We start from the raw sequence: 16633 nt of genomic DNA on the forward strand, positions 1-16633 counted from the left end.
CCCGGCCATTTTTGTTTGCCCGGTCGCAGCCGGCGTGGTCGCCGGTGGCGTTAACCTTTCGGGCGGCGCTGGGAAAGCGTCGCTGCAAAATCGCGCCATTTCAGCGGCTTGGAGCAGTCATTGATGGCGCAAAGCCGCCACAGATATTAATGACTACAACATATAGGATCAAAACTTTACCGTGCGTTAACCATATTCGTTCAGAAACTTGATGATAGTTCAGCGTTTTGGAGCCGTCTTTCCTGGGCTGGAAAGACATTTTGAAACCACCCATTTTCAACGTCAGGCCATGCCGAGCATCATCACGAACAACAGCGCCACAAAGGCGCTTCAGGTTATCCGCAATATCGGCGGCGATCTCGCCGATACGCAGAACAAGGTGTCTTCAGGCTATCGCGTCCAGGTCGCCGCCGACAACGCCGCCTATTGGTCCATCGCCACCACCATGCGCTCCGACACCGATGCGATGTCATCCGTCATGGACGCGCTCGCGCTTGGCGCTGCGACCGCCGACACCGCCTATACCGGCGTCAGCCAGGTCACCGATCTCATGGCCGAGATCAAGGCCCGCTTCGTCGCGGCGCGCGAACCCGGCGTCGACAAGGACAAACTCGGCGTCGAAGTGGAGCAATTGAAAGCCCAGATCCTCAGCATCGGCGAATCCTCCACGTTCAACGCCGAAAACTGGGTGCAGTTTTCCACCAATGACAGCCCCTGGCTGACCGGCGAAAAGGAAATCATCGGCGGCTTCGTGCGCAGCAATGACAATGCGGTCAGGGTGCAGAGCCTGTTTTTCGGCTCCAACTCCGCTACAGACGGCCCCTACGCCATTCTCGATCTCTCCGACGCCACCGGCGGCGAATTCGGCGTCCTCACCTCGGAACAATACGCCGTCGATCTCGGCTATTCGACCGGATATGTGCTGTTTGACGTCGCAAGGTCCAATTCCTATTCCTCCCCAACGCTGACGCCGCAGGAAATGACGCTGTCCAGCGCCACGACCGACGTCGAACTCGACGAAATGCTGCAGGTGATCGATTCCATGCTGCTCGACGTCACCGACGTCGCCGGCACGCTCGGCGCGCTCGACACCCGCGTGTCGATGCAGAACGAATTCGCCAACAAGCTGTCCAACACGCTGAAAAGAGGCGTCGGAAAGCTCGTGGACGCCGATCTCAACCAGGAATCGACCCGCCTCAAGGCCCTGCAAGGCCAGGAATCGCTCGGTTACGAGGCGCTGTCCATCGCCAATGCCGAGCCGCAATCGATGCTGAGACTGTTGCAGTAAACACGCCTGGACTTGCTGTCGGGGCGGATCGGGCCGGCCTACTCGGCCGCCTCTTCCCGTACCGCCTCCACCAGCGCTTCGAGCTCGTAGCTATAGCCTTCGAGCATGGCGTAGGCGCGTTCGATGGTGACGATCTGTTCTTCCGACTTGCGGATCGCTTCGGTGATCGACTGGCTGCGCGCCCGGAGCATCGAGCCGAGAACATCGGTCTCGGGACGGCGGCCAAGCCGGTCGATATGCTGGCGCACCCGGTTGCGATGGCGCTCGAGTTCGAGAATATGCATGCGGTTCTTGACGATATCGTCCGACAGCTTGCGCCGCATCGCCGCGACGGGATCGAAACTGCCGGGCTCGCGCTCGTCGAGAATCACGTCGTTGACCAGTTTCTCCAGCATCATCACGCCCTGCAGATCGCGCGGATCGGCCAGTTCGGGATCATAGCCGGTATCGTCGAACACGCGGCGGCGCACGGGGTCCTTCAGCACATCGTAGGCGGTCTGCAGCCGGGCGAAATCCTCCGCGTCGCCGCCCGCGTCGGGATGCGCCGTTTTGGCGGCCTTGCGCCAGGCGTCGCGAATCACCTGTTCGCCCGCGTCGCGGTCCACGCCCAACACGCTATAGGGATCGATCACGCTGCGTCTTCCTCTTCCGTCTCGACGACCCAAGGCCTATCCCCTCGCCCTCGCCGCTTCAAGCACGAAGCGGCCCGCTTCTCTTTTTCCACCGGCAGGCGACGAAATTGTGGACGGAGCACAGGCAAATAACGAAACGTGCGTCACCCGGCTGCGGCCAGTTCCGAGCCGACTCCCACCGCGGCGAAGGCGCGGGCGATCACCTCTGGGCCGGCCCCGGGCTTGACCGCGTCGGAAGACAAGATCTGACGGAAGCGGCGCGCCCCATCAATGCCGGAAAACAGGCCGATCATGTGGCGGGTGATATTGCCGAGCTTGCCGCCCTGGGCGAGATGCGCCTCCGCATAGGCCATCATCGCGTCGCGAATGGCGATCCAGTCAATGGACGTCGCCGGTTCGCCATAGACGCGGGCGTCGACGTCAGCCATCAGCGCCATGTCGTGATAGGCGGCGCGCCCGAGCATGACGCCATCGACATGGGCGAGATGCGCCTCGGCCTGATCCAGCGTCTGCACGCCGCCATTGATGCCGATGAAAACATCCGGATAGTTTTGCTTGAGCCGGTACACCCTGTCATAGTCCAGCGGCGGAATATCGCGGTTTTCGCGTGGACTGAGCCCCTGCAGCCAGGCTTTGCGGGCATGCACCCACAGCGCGTCCGCGCCGGCGGCCAGCGCGGCTTTTGCAAGCATGTCGAGCGCCTGCTCGGGATCCTGATCGTCAACCCCGATCCGGCATTTCACCGTGACCGGAATATCCACAACCGCTTTCATAGCCGCAACGCCTGCGGCCACCACGTCGGGCGTGCGCATCAGGCAGGCGCCGAAGGTTCCGGACTGCACACGGTCGGAGGGGCAGCCGACATTGAGATTGATCTCGTCATAGCCCCAGTCGGCGCCGATGCGCGCCGCCTCCGAGAGCTTGGCGGCATCGGACCCGCCGAGCTGGAGCGCAACCGGATGCTCCGATGGAGCAAATCCCAGAAGCCTGTCGCGCTTGCCATGGATCGCGGCATCCGCCACGACCATTTCTGTATAGAGCAGCGCTCGCTTGGAGAGCAGCCGCAGCAGGTAGCGGCAATGCCGATCCGTCCAGTCGAGCATCGGCGCCACGGCGAAAACGGGAGCTTTGAAATAATTAGCATTTTGTTTTTTTACAGGCACTTACGGCACTTTCTTCATTGTCTCGTTTGCGCCCGTTCTGCGTTATTTCCGCCGATGTTGGCACTAAATTTGGTACAATGCACCAATTATCGTTTTTCACGCACCAACTGAAGCACGGTTATGGGCACGATCACAGCTCGCAAGCGCAAGGACGGCGGTATCGGCTACATGGCGCGAGTGCGGGATGGGGTGAAGCCTATCACGAGACCGACACCTTTAACAGACCGTTGGTTTCCACGCGGAACTTAGCCGGTTTTTCTACCGAGAAGTGAGGCGTTTCTGAGTATGATTTTCTGATCAGGGTTTGGTCAATGTGTTGGCTTTTTCTCCTCTTGTTTGTGCTGTGGCAGCCGAACTGGTTTTTGGAGCGGAAGCTGTGGTTTCCTGTTTCCAGGATTTGGCGACGGTGGGTCAGATGGTCGCGCAGAGCCGTCGTCATTTCGGCGTCGCCAAAGACGGTGTCCTATTCGCCGAAGCTGAGATTGGTCGCGATGGCGACGCTGGTACGCTCATAGAGCTTGCTCAGCAGGTGGAAGGGTAATGCGACGCCGGAGGCGCTGAACGGAAAGTGTCCGAGTACTTGGCCCAACGCGGCCCCGCATTTTCGAAAACCGACAAAATTGACGCAAAATTCTGATTTTGCTAAATTTTCAGAAGCTCCTCAACGATCCAGAATACGGAACGAGAGAGGAATGTCCAAGTCATTCCGCCCGCCTGTCACGGACGATGTTCGGCCCGTTCGACTAGCCGAATGGGGAGGCGTTGCCCCCTGCCTGCCGCAGCAGGGCAACGCCTCCGGGCTGGCCGCCTCAGGCTTCTTCTGCTTCCAGCGGGATGACGTCAAAAGACGGCTTTTCGGGCACGTTGCGTTCTTCCATGACCTGGCGCTTTTCGCGGTTGATCACCAGCTTGACGGCATCGGCACGAGAGTAGTGACCGGCCGGATCGGCGGCCGCCTTGGCGATGGCGATCATTGCCGGATCGAGATCGGCATAGAGAATGCCTTCCTGATCTTCCGGGATCGGCTCGCAGAGGGCGCGGCCGTCAGGTCCGAAGATCTGCGCAAAACCGCCACCCGGCTTGGATGTCTGCGGGTTGAGGAACATCGCCTTCTGTGGCGTGTCTGCCATGATGTCGAACATCTCCTGGCTGACGATGGCGCAGGGCGCGAGCACATAGGCGCTGCCCTCGACGGCATACTGGCGGCTCGCACCCAGATTGACTTCCGGCCCGAGAGCATAGGCCATTTCACGGTAGACGCAGAAGCTCGGCCAGCCGGCGACATGAACTTCTTCATGCTGCGCATACATCGCCATCTTCACCAGCGGCTGCATGTGCTCCCAGCAGTTGAGAGCGCCCAGGCGACCAAAGGCCGATTCGACAACCTTGATATCGGAACCGTCGCCGTCTCCGTAAATCGTCCGCTCGACATGCGTCGGCTTCAGCTTGCGGCGGTTGAGCAGGATCTCGCCCTCCTCCCCGATGATGACCTGCGACATGTAGCGGCTGCCGCCATCGCGCTCTGAATAGCCCATGACGAGGGTCACCTCGTGTTTTGCCGCGATCTTCTGCAGACGCTTCATTTCCGGCGAATGTAGTTCCATGCTGTTTTCATGGTAGGTCGGAATGAACTTCATGCCCTCCGCTGGAGCGCCCAGCCAGATGAACCAGGGATAACCGGGCAGCCAGGTCTCCGGAAACGCCACCAGCTTGGCGCCGTTTGATGCGGCTTCGGCGACGATCTTTTCCGCCTTGGTGATGGACGCGTCGAGGTTGAGGAATACGGGGGCCGCCTGAACTGCAGCTGCTTTGATTGGCTTCATGGTGAAGTTCCTTCTTGCTTGGGGGGGGTGGGAAGTTACTGGAACAGGCCCGAAATGCCCGTGCCGGGATGGCAGTTGATGTATTCGAAATGCTGCTCGCCGCTTGGCAGTACGACCACCTCGTGCCAGAGCCGCAGGCTGATCTTGTTGTCGCGCGCCTTCAGCAGCTTGAAGAAGCTGCCGAAGATCGAGAGGTGGGTTGGATGGCTCTTGGCCCAGTCCTCAAGGTGCTTCATGCTGACAAAGAGACAGTTGCCGAAGGTGCGGGCAAGCGGCGTGCCGTCGGAGGTGATTTCAACGGCATAGCGGGAGGCGGCACAGCCGATCTCCAGACCTTGCTCCGCGAGAAAGGTCATGCCGGCGGCCAGGTTAGGCTCGACGACCTCGCTATAGACTGCGCGCTCTTCGGCGCTCGCATCCGTAAGGTCCTGGCCCGATCGGATGATGCAGAGGTTCAGCGGGGCGTTCACGACGATACGTGTCCCCGGCCCGGTCGAACGGCGCGCCAAAGTGTCTGTGATCGGGGTGTCGAGCCAGTCGTCCTTGGACAGGGCAATCCGATCGCGCATTCCACCCCAGTAATTGTGTTCGCGAACCGGACCCTTCAGGTCGACACCATGGGCATGGCCATCAGGCGCCATCGACGAATGTAGGCTCTCCATACGTTGCGCCGGAAGCGTCAGGCGCTCCTGCCAATAGCCGCAGGCATCGGAGAGCCGGGCGTCGCTCTTCCACCAGGCGTCAAAACCGGACGCTTGGGCCCAGGCATCGAAATGGGTTGGGCCGTTGAAGTAGGCGATGGCAAAGGCATCCGTGGGAGCAGCGCCCATGCTTGATATCGCGAAGTCGACATGGAAGGGGCCGCCTTCCGTCGTGAGGAAGGCCTGGATGCGGGAGAGTCCCTCCTGCGCTAAAGACCGGTCACTATTCTGCGCACTGAGATAGGCGATGGTAGTCTTGTCCGCTCTTGGCATGGCAGACCATGCGGGCACGGGAGGTTCCCAGTTTTCTGGCATGGCCGAGACGGGTTTTTCAGGTTTCATGGCAGTTCTCCGAATGGATCAGGTCTTCAGACGATGGGACGGGGACGGTGTTGAACGGGCAGGAGATCGAACCGGAGCCAGCTGCGAGCGATGCCCCAGAGCCCCTGGGGGCGATAGATCGTGATGCCGATGGCCAGCAGGCCAGAGAGGATGAAGTAGCCACTGCCCAATCCCGAAAGGTATTCGCGCAACACGAAGTAGACGATCGCGCCGATGATCGGGCCTTCGATGGAGCCCAGCCCACCCATGATGACGATGAAGATCACCATGGCGGTCCAGTTCATGGAAAAGGCGCTGGCGGGCGAAATCTGCACGCTTGAAATGTAATAGGCGGCGCCGGCGCAGCCTGTTGTGAAGGCGGCGATCGCCAGCGTGGCATAACGGACCCGTGCAACATTCACGCCCATAGCCTGGGCAGCATGCTCGCTGTCACGCACGGCCCGCAGCGCCAACCCGAAGCGGGAGCGCATCAGCACCAAACAGACAATCACCGACACCATCAGGACTGCTGCTGCTGCATAAAAATTGAACGTCATCCGCCACGTACGATCGACCAGCCGCATGACGCTGAGGTTCATTCCCCCGCCGCCGCCCAGCGACGGCGACAGCAGCACGGCCAGGCGCGCAATTTCCGCCAGAACCCAGGAGCCGATGGCAAGCTGCGGTCCATTCAACCTGAACAGAAGCGGTGCGACGATGAGAGCCACCAGGGCTGCGGCGACACCCCCGACTGCGATGAGCGCATAAGGCGGGACGCCAAGCGCGTTGGCCAGCAGATAGAGCACATAGCCACCAGTTCCGATGAACAGCGGCACGCCGATGAAGACGATGCCCGCAAAACCAGCCAGCAAGTTCCACATGATCGCGATGGCGAGCACCGCGCAGAACTCGGTGGCGAGCGACAAACCCGCTCTATCAGCAAGCGCCGGCAGGGCGAGAAGGACGACGGCAAGCGCCAGAGTAAAGGTCATGGTTCTGGGCAGGGATGATATCGAGACGCCGCGCATTATTTTGCCCTCTTTGCAATCAGGCCCTGCGGGCGGATCAGAAGGATAATCAGGAAGACGATATGACCGGTAATCGGTCCATAGACGGGCGAGATGCTCTGGCCGAGCGATTGCGCCAGACCGAGAACGATCCCGCCGACAAACGTGCCCCAAATCGAGCCGAGTCCGCCGAGAACGACTGCTTCGAAGGCAAACAGCATGCGCTCCGGTCCCGCAGCGGGGGAAAAGGTCGCGCGCATGCCGAGAAAGATGGCCGCAACGGCAGACATTGCGAGCGACAACCCCAGCGCCAGCGCAAAGATGTGATGGATCTCGATACCCATCAGCCTTGCAGTGCGTCCGTCATCCGACGTGGCGCGCAATGCACGGCCGAAATTGGTGCCCTTGAAAGACAAAGAGACGATCGCAAAGACGGCAACGGCGAGTAGAAGGAATACCATCGGCATCACGCCGACAGAGACGCCGCCGATGTCGATCGAGAGCGGGCCGATGGCGCCTGGGTCAAGGCTGCGAGTATCGGCGCTGAACATCTCCTGAAGTGCGTTCTGCAGGATGACAGATAGTCCGAAGGTGACGAGCAGGGGCGACAACTCGCTTTGACCCATGGTGCGGTTGAGGACAAACCTCTGAAGCACATAGCCAACAGCGAACATCAGCAACGCCACGAACGGGAGCACGAGGATTGGATGCAGTCCGGTCAAGTCCACCATGAAGAAGGCCAGGTAGGCAGACAGTACGATCAGATCGCCATGAGCGAGGTTGATCTGCCGCATGAGGCCGAAGGTGACGGCGAGGCCGATGCCGAAAAGCGCGTAGAGTGAGCCGGTGAAGACACCGTTAATCATCAGTTCAAGCATGGTGCTTCTCTCCGAAATAGGCCGCCGAGATTGCGGCGAGATCAGCACCCCGCGAGACACCCGAGAGCGCGATCTCACCGTGGCGCATGCAGGCAAATTGGTCGCTTTCTGTCAGCGCGCGGGCAATGTCCTGCTCGACGATGACCATGGAGACGCCTTCCTCGCGCACCTTGCGCAACCCGGCATAGACCGTGTCGACCGCCGAAGGAGAGAGCCCGAGCGAGAGTTCGTCGCAGAGCAGCAGAATGGGATTGGCCATCAGGGCGCGCCCGATGGCAACGAGTTGCTGCTGCCCTCCAGACAGGGCCGGCGACGGTCGGTTCCTTAAGGGTTCAAGCGTCGGAAACAGTTCATAAATGCGGTCGAGCTGCCAGGGACCGGGTCGCCCGGCATAGGCCCCGGTCATGAGGTTCTCTTCCACGGATAGGCTGGGGAAAAGCTTGCGCCCCTCCGGCACCATGGCGATCCCCTGCCGGACGAGCTGGCGCGCAGAGAGACCGGAGAGTGACCGGCGCTGCAGTTGCACGTCGCCTTGGGCGGCAGGGAGAAGACCGGTGAGGATGCTGAACAGCGTTGTCTTGCCGGCCCCATTGGCCCCGACCAGGGCCAGGGTCTCGCCTTCGCCCAGGTCAAGGTCGACCCCGAAGAGGACCTTCAGAGAGCCATAGTTCGCCTGCAGGTTACGGACAGAGAGGACCATCGATCTCCGGCTCCATTCCAAGGTAGAGTTGACGGACGGTGGGCGTGGCCATGGTCTGCCCAGGCTCGCCTTGGGCCAGGATCCTGCCTTCGCCCAGCACGATCAGACTGCGGGCCGTCGAGGTCAGAACGTGAACGAGATGTTCGATCCAGATCACCGTGACACCGCTCTTGTTGATCTCGGCAACGGTCGCTGCAATCTCGTGCGCCTCATCGTCCGTCAGACCCCCGGCGATTTCGTCGAGCAGCAGAAGTTTCGGACGCGTCGCCAGAGCGCGGGCCAGTTCCAACCGCTTGCGGTCGAGGAGCGGCAGGTTTCCCGCCAGCATGTCGGCCTTGTTGGCAAAGCCGGTCTGCTTCAGCACCTGCAACACATACTGCTCCGCCGCCCGTGCGCCCAGACCTGCTGCGAAGCGCGCACCGACCAGCAGGTTTTCATAGACGGACATACGCTGAAAGGACTGCGGCACCTGGAAAGTCCTGCCAACCCCCTTGCAGGCCCGTTGTGCTGCACTCAGGCGCGTGACGTCTTCGCCGTCAACGAGGACGGATCCGGCATCAGGACGAAGCTGGCCGGAGACGACGCCGAACAGCGTCGTCTTGCCCGAGCCGTTCGGGCCGATGACGCCCAGAAGCTCTCCTTTCGGCACCGCGAACTCGACACCGGAGAGGACACGCGGCCCTCCCCCGTAGGATTTCTCGATGCCGACAACAGCGAGAACAGGCGGCTGCACGGCGCCAACCGTTTGTTCCTGCACTAGGTTCATTTGCCCAGCACCACGCTGAACGGACGATCCACCGGGACTGTCGGCATGTTTTTGTTGTAGGTGACGGCGAGCTCGAAATCGCCGTTGTCGGCCACATCCCACTGGCCGCCGGCAATAGCCATCTTGGCAACGTTCCTGATCGGGCTAGAGGCCCAGTCCAGCTTTCCGACAATCGTGTCGAGCGACATCGCCGAGATCGCCGCCTGTACAGACGCCGGATCGGTCGGATCTTCGGCCGTCCTCAATGCAGCAACGCCCGTTTCAAACAGCGCGTGGATGACGCCGATCGGCTGAGTCCAGCGCTTGCCCGTATCCTGCTGATAGGCGGAAGCAAGCTCCGCTGCGGACTGACCGGTAATCGAAGACTGAAAGGGATACTTCGGCGTCCACCAGATCTCAGTCGACATGTTGTTCGCGGACGGTCCAAGCGCCTGAATGCCGGCCGGAAAGAGCAGCGCCTTTGCGACGGTTGCAACTTTCGGCTTGAACCCGAGCTGCTGGGCCTGGCGCCAGAACACGACCCAGTCCGGTGGATCGAAGAGACCGGTAATGATCTCGCACCCCGCATCGCGATAGGCCGCGATCTGGCGCGAGAAATCGTTCGCGCCCGGCTCGAACAGCCCGACATCGACTGCCTCGTAGCCCGACGCTTTCAGCGCCGCCGGAAAGCCCAGTGCAGCATCGGCAAAAGCCTGACCGGGAATGTCATTGGTAAAGCAGGTCGCGACCTTCCGGTTAGTCTCTATTCCGGACCACATGCCGATATAGGTCGACATGATGTCTTCCATGCCCCAAAAGAAGTGGTTGGAGAACTCGAAGCCAACATCCGGCGCCCCGCCGAGCGGGAACATCCAGGCTTGCCACGGCGTGTTCGTGGTGATCGAGGGAATGCCGGCCAGTTCGCACTGCGCCGAGACATTGCCCACGGTGACGGCGCCCTGCGCAAGGACCAGATTTACCGCGTCGGCATTGATCAGCTTCTGAACGCCGCTGGTGGCCCGATCCGGGTTCGATTGATCGTCGACATCGACGAACTCGATCTCATAGGTCTTGCCCTTGTTGACGATGCCACCCCTCAAGGCCTCTCTCAACTGCTTGAGCAGGAAGCCATCCGCCTCGGCGAAGGGGGCGAAATTGCCGGTGCGCGGGCTGAGATAGCCGATCTTCAGCCTTGAGGTAGAGGCGATGGCCGGGGTCGGAAACAGGTTGGGCACGGTCGCCGCCGCAGCACCGACAATGGCGCCGCCGATCAGCTGCCTGCGATTGAGGAGAAGGCCGGATCTGTCTGTCACTTTCATGGTGAGCTCCCAGTTGCATGAAGGCTCTCACCGGTCGCTCCGGTGTCGCAGCCTTCTAAATGTTGTTAGTTCCCTTGCCGCTTTTGCGGTCTGAATTGCGCTCAGGTTACCCGCGCCCAAATTTTGCGCACTGTTGACAGCGCCAACAAAACGGGCTTCTAGTGCCAGAACGGCATCCGGAAGCGCCTGCTCCACGCCCGGGCCTCAAGCATTCTCACTCGTCGTCAGCGATAATCCGGAGGGTCAGATGACGCAGCTCGATCCGAAATCGTTCGAGCACTGGCAGGAAAGGTTGTGGTCAACCTATGTGCGGCTGGAAAGCCAGACGGACGATGCGTCATTCTTTGGGCATGTGCGGGAAGCGCTTCCGAACTCGAACGCCCTGTCCTTCGTCCATTCGACGCGCCAGATAACCGAACGAACGAATGCCAATATCCGGAGCGACCCACAGGAAGTGGTAATCTTTGCCATCCAGGCATCGGGTTATGGCTTTGTCGAGCAGGCCGGTCGACAGGCACGGTTGGAAAAGGGCGACTTCACGATCTACGAGACCACCCGGCCCTATCGACTTTTGTTCGACACGCCGTTTGACCAGCTGATTTTTCGCATGCCGCGCCATTTGCTGGAAAGGCGCCTTCCCAATCTGTCGTATCAGACCGCGCGCCGCTTCCACGGCCAGAAAGGGGCTGTCGCCCTCGCTGCCGGTTTTGTGTTCCAACTGGCCAAGAATGCGGAATCGCTTGGTACAGGCGGTCTGGAGACCTTCACCAGCTCCGCCGCCGACCTGATCGCCAATGCCATACAGTTCGAGACGTCAGGCGTGGATGACGCCGACCTGCTACGCTTCGAACGCCTGCAGGCCCGGATCCTGCGCTATATCCGAAGCTCCATTCCCGACTATAAGGAACTGGCTGAAATGGAGGGCATGTCGCTCAGGACCCTGCACCGGCTGTTTCAGATCCATGGCATGACACCGGGCAAGTGGATCCTTGATCAGAGACTGGACGGCGTAGCCGACGATCTGCGGGCAGTCGCGCTGAAGTCGCGTTCGATCACGGAGATTGCCTTTTCCTGGGGTTTCAACGATCTCTCAAGCTTCAACCGGGCATTCAAGACCAAATTCGGCCTGAGCCCACGGGCACTGCGTTCACAGGCTTTTTGAGCCCCCGCATGGCCGGTCACAGTATCATCAGCGTGCGGTTTGCGCGCGACCCGCCAACACTCGAAGAGAGCGTTGTCACTCGAAGTTTTGCGCCTGATATGCGCCCCACGCTGATCAGCGGAAGGTCCCAAAAGCCTCAACTGGCTTTCCACGATTCGTTATCAGATTAAAAAACCTGATACTTGGGACATACCTCTTCGCACATCATATTGTTATATATAAAGAAAATTATAACGATCCGTCCAGCCGAGCATCGGCGCGACTGGACGGATCGTTTCTATCTTGGCGAATGCCGCGATGTATGTGCGCAACTCTTAGTGAACCGCAGCCGGCCCGCCGCTTTTCAACAGCGGAATATTCGGCAGCGTATGGCCAAGCACCTGATCCGCGCCTTCATAGATCATGCGGATGGCGACATAGAAGATCACCAGCAGACCGACCCAGGCGATCCAGCGGAAGCGGTGCAGCAGCTTGGCGATGGCGGCGGAGGCGGCGCCCATCAGCACCACGGACAGACCGAGACCGAAAATCAGCGCGGTCATGTGGTCGCGGGCGGCGCCGGCGACGGCGAGCACATTGTCGAGCGACATCGACACGTCGGCGACGATGATCTGGAACACCGCGTCGCGCAACGACTTGCGCGGCTTGCCGCCCACCACGCCATCGGCGTTCTGGTCGCTGTCCGTCAACGCCTCTTCGGCGTTGACCACCTCTTCTTCCTTGACCGTGAGTTCGCGATACATCTTCCAGCTCACCCACAACAGCAGAATGCCGCCAATCAGGATGAGGCCGATGATCTGCAGGAGCCAGGTCGTCGCCAGGGCGAAGACGATGCGGAGCACCGTGGCGGCGAGAATGCCGATCAGGATCGCTTTCTTGCGCAGATCGGGCGCGAGCCCGGCCGCTGCCATGCCGATGACAATGGCGTTGTCCGCAGCAAGAACGAGGTCGATCATCACGACCTGGGCGAAGGCGGCGAATGCCGCATAGTCGATGCCAAACATCTGAACTCCGGTTTCGGGATCACGTCAATGGGATGGCTTGCTGATTGGACGCAAACGGCTGGACTGTCAACCTCGGGCGCGTTCAAAGGCTTGCATTACCGGCTACCTAACGAAAAACTACGCGCATGAGTTCAAAAGGAATCGGAGGATGCAATGCCCATTTACGCGCTGGACGAGGAAACGCCTGTCACCCCGGCGGCGGGACGCTTCTGGATCGCCCCCGATGCGCATGTCATCGGCCGGGTGACGCTGGGCGAAGATGTGGGCGTCTGGTTCGGCGCGGTGCTGCGCGGCGACAATGAACGCATCAGCGTGGGAGCGCGCACCAATATCCAGGAAGGCGCGATGATCCATACCGATTGGGGCCATCCGGCGACGATTGGCGAAGGCTGCACCATCGGCCATCACGCCATCGTCCATGGCGCGGAGATCGGCGACAATTCGCTGATCGGCATGGGCGCGACGATCCTGAACGGCGCGAAGATCGGCCGCAATTGCCTGGTGGGCGCCAATGCGCTGGTGACGGAGGGAAAGGTTTTTCCCGACAACTCTCTCATCGTCGGCTCCCCGGCCCGCGTGGCGCGGACGCTCGATGAAAAGGCGGAGGACGGCCTGCGCCGCTCCGCCGACAGCTATGTCGAAAACTGGAAACGTTTCGCCAAGGGGCTCATGACGCTTTGACGGCTCAGGCGATCTTGCGCTTGTCCGGCTCGACGAGTTCGAAGGTCGCATCGCCAGGCGTCGGCCGGCCGAAGAAGTAGCCTTGCGCCATCTCGCAGCCGATAGACCGCAGCATCGCCGCCTGCTCGGCGGTTTCCACCCCTTCGGCGGTGGTCATCATGCCAAGGTCGCGGCAGAGATTGGTGACGGCCCTGATGATGGCGATCGATTCCGGATCGGCGTCCATCCCGCGCACGAAACTCTGGTCGATCTTGATCTTCTGGAATGGAAATTTGCGAATATAGCTGAGCGACGAATAGCCAGTGCCGAAATCGTCCATGGCGAAGGCCACGCCCAGGGCCTTGAGTTCGTTGAGCACCGCCATGGTGGCCTCGGTGTCGTTGAGAAACACGCCTTCGGTGATTTCGAGCATCAGCCGGTTCGGGGCCAGGCCTGCCCGCTCGAGCGCGCCGGCGACCACCGCTGGCAGATCGCCCGCATCGAATTGCAAGGGAGAGATGTTGACGGCCACCACCACATCCTCGGGCCAGCGCGTCGCCATCTGGCAGGCGGCGTCGAGTATCCAGGCGCCGAGTTCGCAAATCAGGCCCGTCTCCTCGGCCACCGGAATGAATTCCGCGGGCGACACGAAACCGCGCCGCGGATGCTTCCAGCGCGCCAGCGCCTCGAAACCGACGATCCTCTCGCCTTGCAACATCACCAGCGGCTGGTAATGGAGTTCGAACTGGCGGGCGCTGATAGCCTCGCGCAGATCATGCTCCATTTCGCGCCAGTCGCGCATCCGCCGGTCCATGTCGGGCTCGAAGAAGCGATGCTTGCCACGCCCTTCCTGCTTGGCGCAATACAGCGCGAGGTCGGCGTTTTTCGCCAATTCGTCCGCATCGGCTCCATCGCGGGGCGCAAGCGCGATCCCGATCGACGTGCCGATGACGATGTGGTGACCGTCGATGTCGAAGGGCGCGTTGACAACCGCAATGATTCTTTCGGCAAGCGCCCGCGCGCCTTCCGGCTGGGCCACGCCCGTCTGCAGGATGGCGAATTCATCGCCGCCGAGCCGGGCGGCAAAGCAGCCGCCGCCCAGGGCGCCGCGCAGCCTGTCGGCCACTTGGACGAGAAGCACGTCGCCGACCGGATGGCCCAGCGTGTCGTTGACGATCTTGAAGCGATCGAGATCGAGGTAAAGCAGCGCCGCGTCCCGAGCGTCGGCGGCGTCGAGCTTTTGCGCCATGACATGACTGCGAAACAATGTGCGGTTGGCGAGATTGGTCAGCGCGTCATGCAGCGCCATATGGGTGATCTTCTGCTGCGCCGCCTGCTTTTCCGTAATGTCCTCATGGGTGACGACGTGACCGCCATCCGGCAGGCGGGTCACCGTCATCGTCATGATGCGGCCGTCCTCGAGTTCCACCATGCGCTGGGAATGCTGATAGCCCTTGCGGAGATCTTCGGCTTCGCCCAGCACGTCGTCCGACAGCGTGCGCTTGATCCCGACGCCGTTGCGGCGGCAAATAGCGATGAAATCACCGACGGGCATGCCGACGAGATCGATCTCCTCGCCCCTCATATAAAATTCATGCAGGCGGCGGTTGGCGACGATGATCTTGCCGTCGTGATCGAGCATGAACAGAGCCTGCGGCATGTTTTCGACCGCGCCATAGAGACGGTCGCGCTGGATCGACAATTCATGCCGGCTCGCTTCCTGCAATTGGCTTCGCGCCTTGGCCAGCGCCTGGAATGTAGAGGCGAACTTTTTGGCGAGATCGCCAATTTCATCCGCCCGCGACAACAGCGCCGGATCGATCGGGTCCGCGTCGAAATCTTCCTTATTGGCGAGGGCGCTGACATCCGCAGTCAAGGCTTCAAGCGGCTCGGTGACCGCGCGGCGGAAATACATGCCGGTGATCAGCAAAAGCGTCGCGCTCAGGAAAACGCTGAGCGCGATTTCCCAGGAGGCTGCAATCGACTGCTGTTCGGTTCTGAGCTGTGCGTTGCGGTTGATCCGCTGCGCGACATCCATGATGTTCAGCAGAGCGACCGAATATTGTCCCTGCTCGCGCTGGAGCCGCGACACCAGCGCCTGCTTGGCGATCTCGCTCTGCACCACACTGGTTTGCGCATTGAAGATCGAGGCCGGCGCAGTGTGGGACACCAGTTTCGCCTTGGCCACCAATGCATTCAGCCGGTCGAATTCCTCAATCCTGCCTTCGCGCTCAAAATGGCCGCGCGCATCGGTGAGCACCCGTTGTATCGCCTCAAGCCGACCCCAGAAACTCTTGCGCAACCGGTTGAGATCGTAGAGCCGCGGCGCGTTGGCGAATTTGGTGTTGATGCCGCCCAGTTCGATCGCCAAAATCTTGAGCTTGTAGAAATTTCGCAGATCGCCGGAAACCGTGCGGCTGGCGGGATCTTGCGGCGCGGACGATCCGATCGCCGGATTGCGGATCGCGCCTTCATAGCTGAGTTCGGGGCCCCAGGAATCGGCGGCCTTTTTTTCGATTTCCATGATTTCGGTCGAAACCTCGACCTCAAGGAGATTGACGATGCCGCGCAACGCGTTTTCGCCGATCGCCACCTGCGCCTTGCCCGCCGTCACGCGATGGCAGACATCGAGCAGGGCGCTGCGTGTCTTGAAGATTTTCGAACCCGAAAACTCGTAGCGCCGCAATTCCTGCGCCGCATCGGCCTGCTCGGCCATGGTGGTGAGAAATTTCAGCTTGCGGGTCTGGTTTTCGGAGGATTGCTTGAGATAGCGCTCGGCGCCTTCAAGGCCCACGCAGTTCTTCATCACCGGATCAAAAACGCTTTGCAGCTTCTGATAGCTCTCAGACAGCGAAATGACGCCGATCAACAAGGGAGACGCAGCGGCCGACGAGAACTTCACCGCATCCTCGACCTTGTTGATGTTGTAGATGGCGTTGACGCCGCCGGCGAGCGAGGCGATCACGCTCAGCCCGACGCCGAACATCACCTTCTTGCGAAAGCGTATGTTCGTCTCCAGGGAAAAACTGAGAAACCTCTTGGCGAAAGAGCGTTTCATCAACGGCGCATCCTCATCTCTCACGTAGCGGCATCCTATGCGCCACTACTTGAAAATGAATTAAGCGCGAGGCAAACTTTCACGCGACCTTAAGAAAGCGCTGACTTTCATTCACGCACAGGCATGCACGAGATTTCGTCGCCATTTTTCTGGATTCTTGGTGTTTTCCTCG

Annotated in this window: 14 protein-coding genes and 1 pseudogene; 3 read left to right on the forward strand and 12 right to left on the reverse strand. The window is 60.7% G+C overall.

Annotated features, from left to right (window positions below):
* Positions 1 to 289: 289 nt before the first annotated feature.
* On the forward strand, positions 290 to 1288 hold the full coding sequence (locus M2360_RS13035) for a flagellin (protein WP_280775582.1): 999 nt from the start codon (positions 290 to 292) through the stop codon (positions 1286 to 1288).
* A 38-nt stretch (positions 1289 to 1326) separates the two neighbouring features.
* Here M2360_RS13035 and M2360_RS13040 read toward each other — a convergent pair whose 3' ends face one another.
* The 10 genes and pseudogenes from M2360_RS13040 to M2360_RS13085 form a co-directional block, all read right to left on the reverse strand.
* A complete protein-coding gene (locus M2360_RS13040; RefSeq protein WP_280775584.1) occupies positions 1327 to 1920 on the reverse strand; it encodes a J domain-containing protein in 594 nt (197 codons plus the stop codon).
* Between the two features lie 143 nt (positions 1921 to 2063).
* Positions 2064 to 3083 (reverse strand): tRNA dihydrouridine(20/20a) synthase DusA, encoded by a 1020-nt coding sequence (gene dusA, locus M2360_RS13045; protein ID WP_280775585.1) that lies wholly within the window; start codon positions 3081 to 3083, stop codon positions 2064 to 2066.
* A 297-nt stretch (positions 3084 to 3380) separates the two neighbouring features.
* Positions 3381 to 3660, reverse strand: a pseudogene (locus M2360_RS13050) (ATP-binding protein); the annotation flags it as partial.
* 232 nt (positions 3661 to 3892) lie between these two features.
* Positions 3893 to 4906: a carbon-nitrogen hydrolase family protein gene (locus M2360_RS13055; RefSeq protein ID WP_280775586.1), complete on the reverse strand. Its 1014-nt coding sequence runs from the start codon at positions 4904 to 4906 to the stop codon at positions 3893 to 3895.
* 35 nt (positions 4907 to 4941) lie between these two features.
* Positions 4942 to 5949, reverse strand: coding sequence for a phenylacetaldoxime dehydratase family protein (locus M2360_RS13060; protein ID WP_280775587.1), 1008 nt, complete (start codon positions 5947 to 5949; stop codon positions 4942 to 4944).
* Between the two features lie 26 nt (positions 5950 to 5975).
* Entirely contained in the window at positions 5976 to 6920 is a 945-nt protein-coding gene (locus M2360_RS13065) for a branched-chain amino acid ABC transporter permease (RefSeq protein WP_280775589.1), read from the reverse strand.
* Positions 6921 to 6955: 35 nt separating this feature from the next.
* Positions 6956 to 7813 carry a branched-chain amino acid ABC transporter permease gene (locus M2360_RS13070; RefSeq protein WP_280775723.1) on the reverse strand — a complete coding sequence of 286 codons (858 nt, stop codon included), beginning with the start codon at positions 7811 to 7813 and terminating at the stop codon, positions 6956 to 6958.
* Entirely contained in the window at positions 7806 to 8513 is a 708-nt protein-coding gene (locus tag M2360_RS13075) for an ABC transporter ATP-binding protein (protein ID WP_280775590.1), read from the reverse strand. Before M2360_RS13075 ends, M2360_RS13070 begins: the two co-directional genes overlap by 8 nt.
* A complete protein-coding gene (locus M2360_RS13080) occupies positions 8494 to 9279 on the reverse strand; it encodes an ABC transporter ATP-binding protein (RefSeq protein ID WP_280775591.1) in 786 nt (261 codons plus the stop codon). Before M2360_RS13080 ends, M2360_RS13075 begins: the two co-directional genes overlap by 20 nt.
* Positions 9276 to 10577 carry an ABC transporter substrate-binding protein gene (locus tag M2360_RS13085; protein ID WP_280775592.1) on the reverse strand — a complete coding sequence of 434 codons (1302 nt, stop codon included), beginning with the start codon at positions 10575 to 10577 and terminating at the stop codon, positions 9276 to 9278. The genes M2360_RS13080 and M2360_RS13085 overlap by 4 nt, the downstream gene beginning before the upstream one ends.
* Positions 10578 to 10824: 247 nt before the next feature.
* Here M2360_RS13085 and M2360_RS13090 point away from each other — a divergent pair, with 247 nt between their 5' ends.
* Positions 10825 to 11739, forward strand: coding sequence for a helix-turn-helix domain-containing protein (locus M2360_RS13090; RefSeq protein ID WP_280775593.1), 915 nt, complete (start codon positions 10825 to 10827; stop codon positions 11737 to 11739).
* A 314-nt stretch (positions 11740 to 12053) separates the two neighbouring features.
* Here M2360_RS13090 and M2360_RS13095 read toward each other — a convergent pair whose 3' ends face one another.
* Positions 12054 to 12743 carry a YjbE family putative metal transport protein gene (locus tag M2360_RS13095; RefSeq protein ID WP_280775594.1) on the reverse strand — a complete coding sequence of 230 codons (690 nt, stop codon included), beginning with the start codon at positions 12741 to 12743 and terminating at the stop codon, positions 12054 to 12056.
* Between the two features lie 153 nt (positions 12744 to 12896).
* Here M2360_RS13095 and M2360_RS13100 point away from each other — a divergent pair, with 153 nt between their 5' ends.
* On the forward strand, positions 12897 to 13424 hold the full coding sequence (locus M2360_RS13100; RefSeq protein WP_280775595.1) for a gamma carbonic anhydrase family protein: 528 nt from the start codon (positions 12897 to 12899) through the stop codon (positions 13422 to 13424).
* A 4-nt stretch (positions 13425 to 13428) separates the two neighbouring features.
* Here M2360_RS13100 and M2360_RS13105 read toward each other — a convergent pair whose 3' ends face one another.
* The gene (locus tag M2360_RS13105; RefSeq protein WP_280775597.1) at positions 13429 to 16461 is read right to left on the reverse strand and encodes an EAL domain-containing protein; all 3033 of its coding nucleotides are present in this window, start codon (positions 16459 to 16461) and stop codon (positions 13429 to 13431) included.
* Between the last annotated feature and the right edge of the window lie 172 nt (positions 16462 to 16633).

The organism is Rhizobium sp. SG_E_25_P2, assembly GCF_029892285.1.
In the GTDB taxonomy this organism is placed as follows: Bacteria; Pseudomonadota; Alphaproteobacteria; order Rhizobiales; family Rhizobiaceae; genus Rhizobium_E.

Coding starts and splice junctions, on each gene's coding strand:
- M2360_RS13060 (WP_280775587.1), bottom strand. CDS start 5,949: ATGAAACCTGAAAAACCCGTCTCGGCCATGCCAGAAAACTGGGAACCT.
- M2360_RS13080 (WP_280775591.1), bottom strand. CDS start 9,279: ATGAACCTAGTGCAGGAACAAACGGTTGGCGCCGTGCAGCCGCCTGTT.
- M2360_RS13075 (WP_280775590.1), bottom strand. CDS start 8,513: ATGGTCCTCTCTGTCCGTAACCTGCAGGCGAACTATGGCTCTCTGAAG.
- M2360_RS13070 (WP_280775723.1), bottom strand. CDS start 7,813: ATGCTTGAACTGATGATTAACGGTGTCTTCACCGGCTCACTCTACGCG.
- M2360_RS13035 (WP_280775582.1), top strand. CDS start 290: ATGCCGAGCATCATCACGAACAACAGCGCCACAAAGGCGCTTCAGGTT.
- M2360_RS13065 (WP_280775589.1), bottom strand. CDS start 6,920: ATGACCTTTACTCTGGCGCTTGCCGTCGTCCTTCTCGCCCTGCCGGCG.
- M2360_RS13090 (WP_280775593.1), top strand. CDS start 10,825: ATGACGCAGCTCGATCCGAAATCGTTCGAGCACTGGCAGGAAAGGTTG.
- M2360_RS13085 (WP_280775592.1), bottom strand. CDS start 10,577: ATGAAAGTGACAGACAGATCCGGCCTTCTCCTCAATCGCAGGCAGCTG.
- M2360_RS13095 (WP_280775594.1), bottom strand. CDS start 12,743: ATGTTTGGCATCGACTATGCGGCATTCGCCGCCTTCGCCCAGGTCGTG.
- M2360_RS13100 (WP_280775595.1), top strand. CDS start 12,897: ATGCCCATTTACGCGCTGGACGAGGAAACGCCTGTCACCCCGGCGGCG.
- M2360_RS13105 (WP_280775597.1), bottom strand. CDS start 16,461: ATGAAACGCTCTTTCGCCAAGAGGTTTCTCAGTTTTTCCCTGGAGACG.
- M2360_RS13055 (WP_280775586.1), bottom strand. CDS start 4,906: ATGAAGCCAATCAAAGCAGCTGCAGTTCAGGCGGCCCCCGTATTCCTC.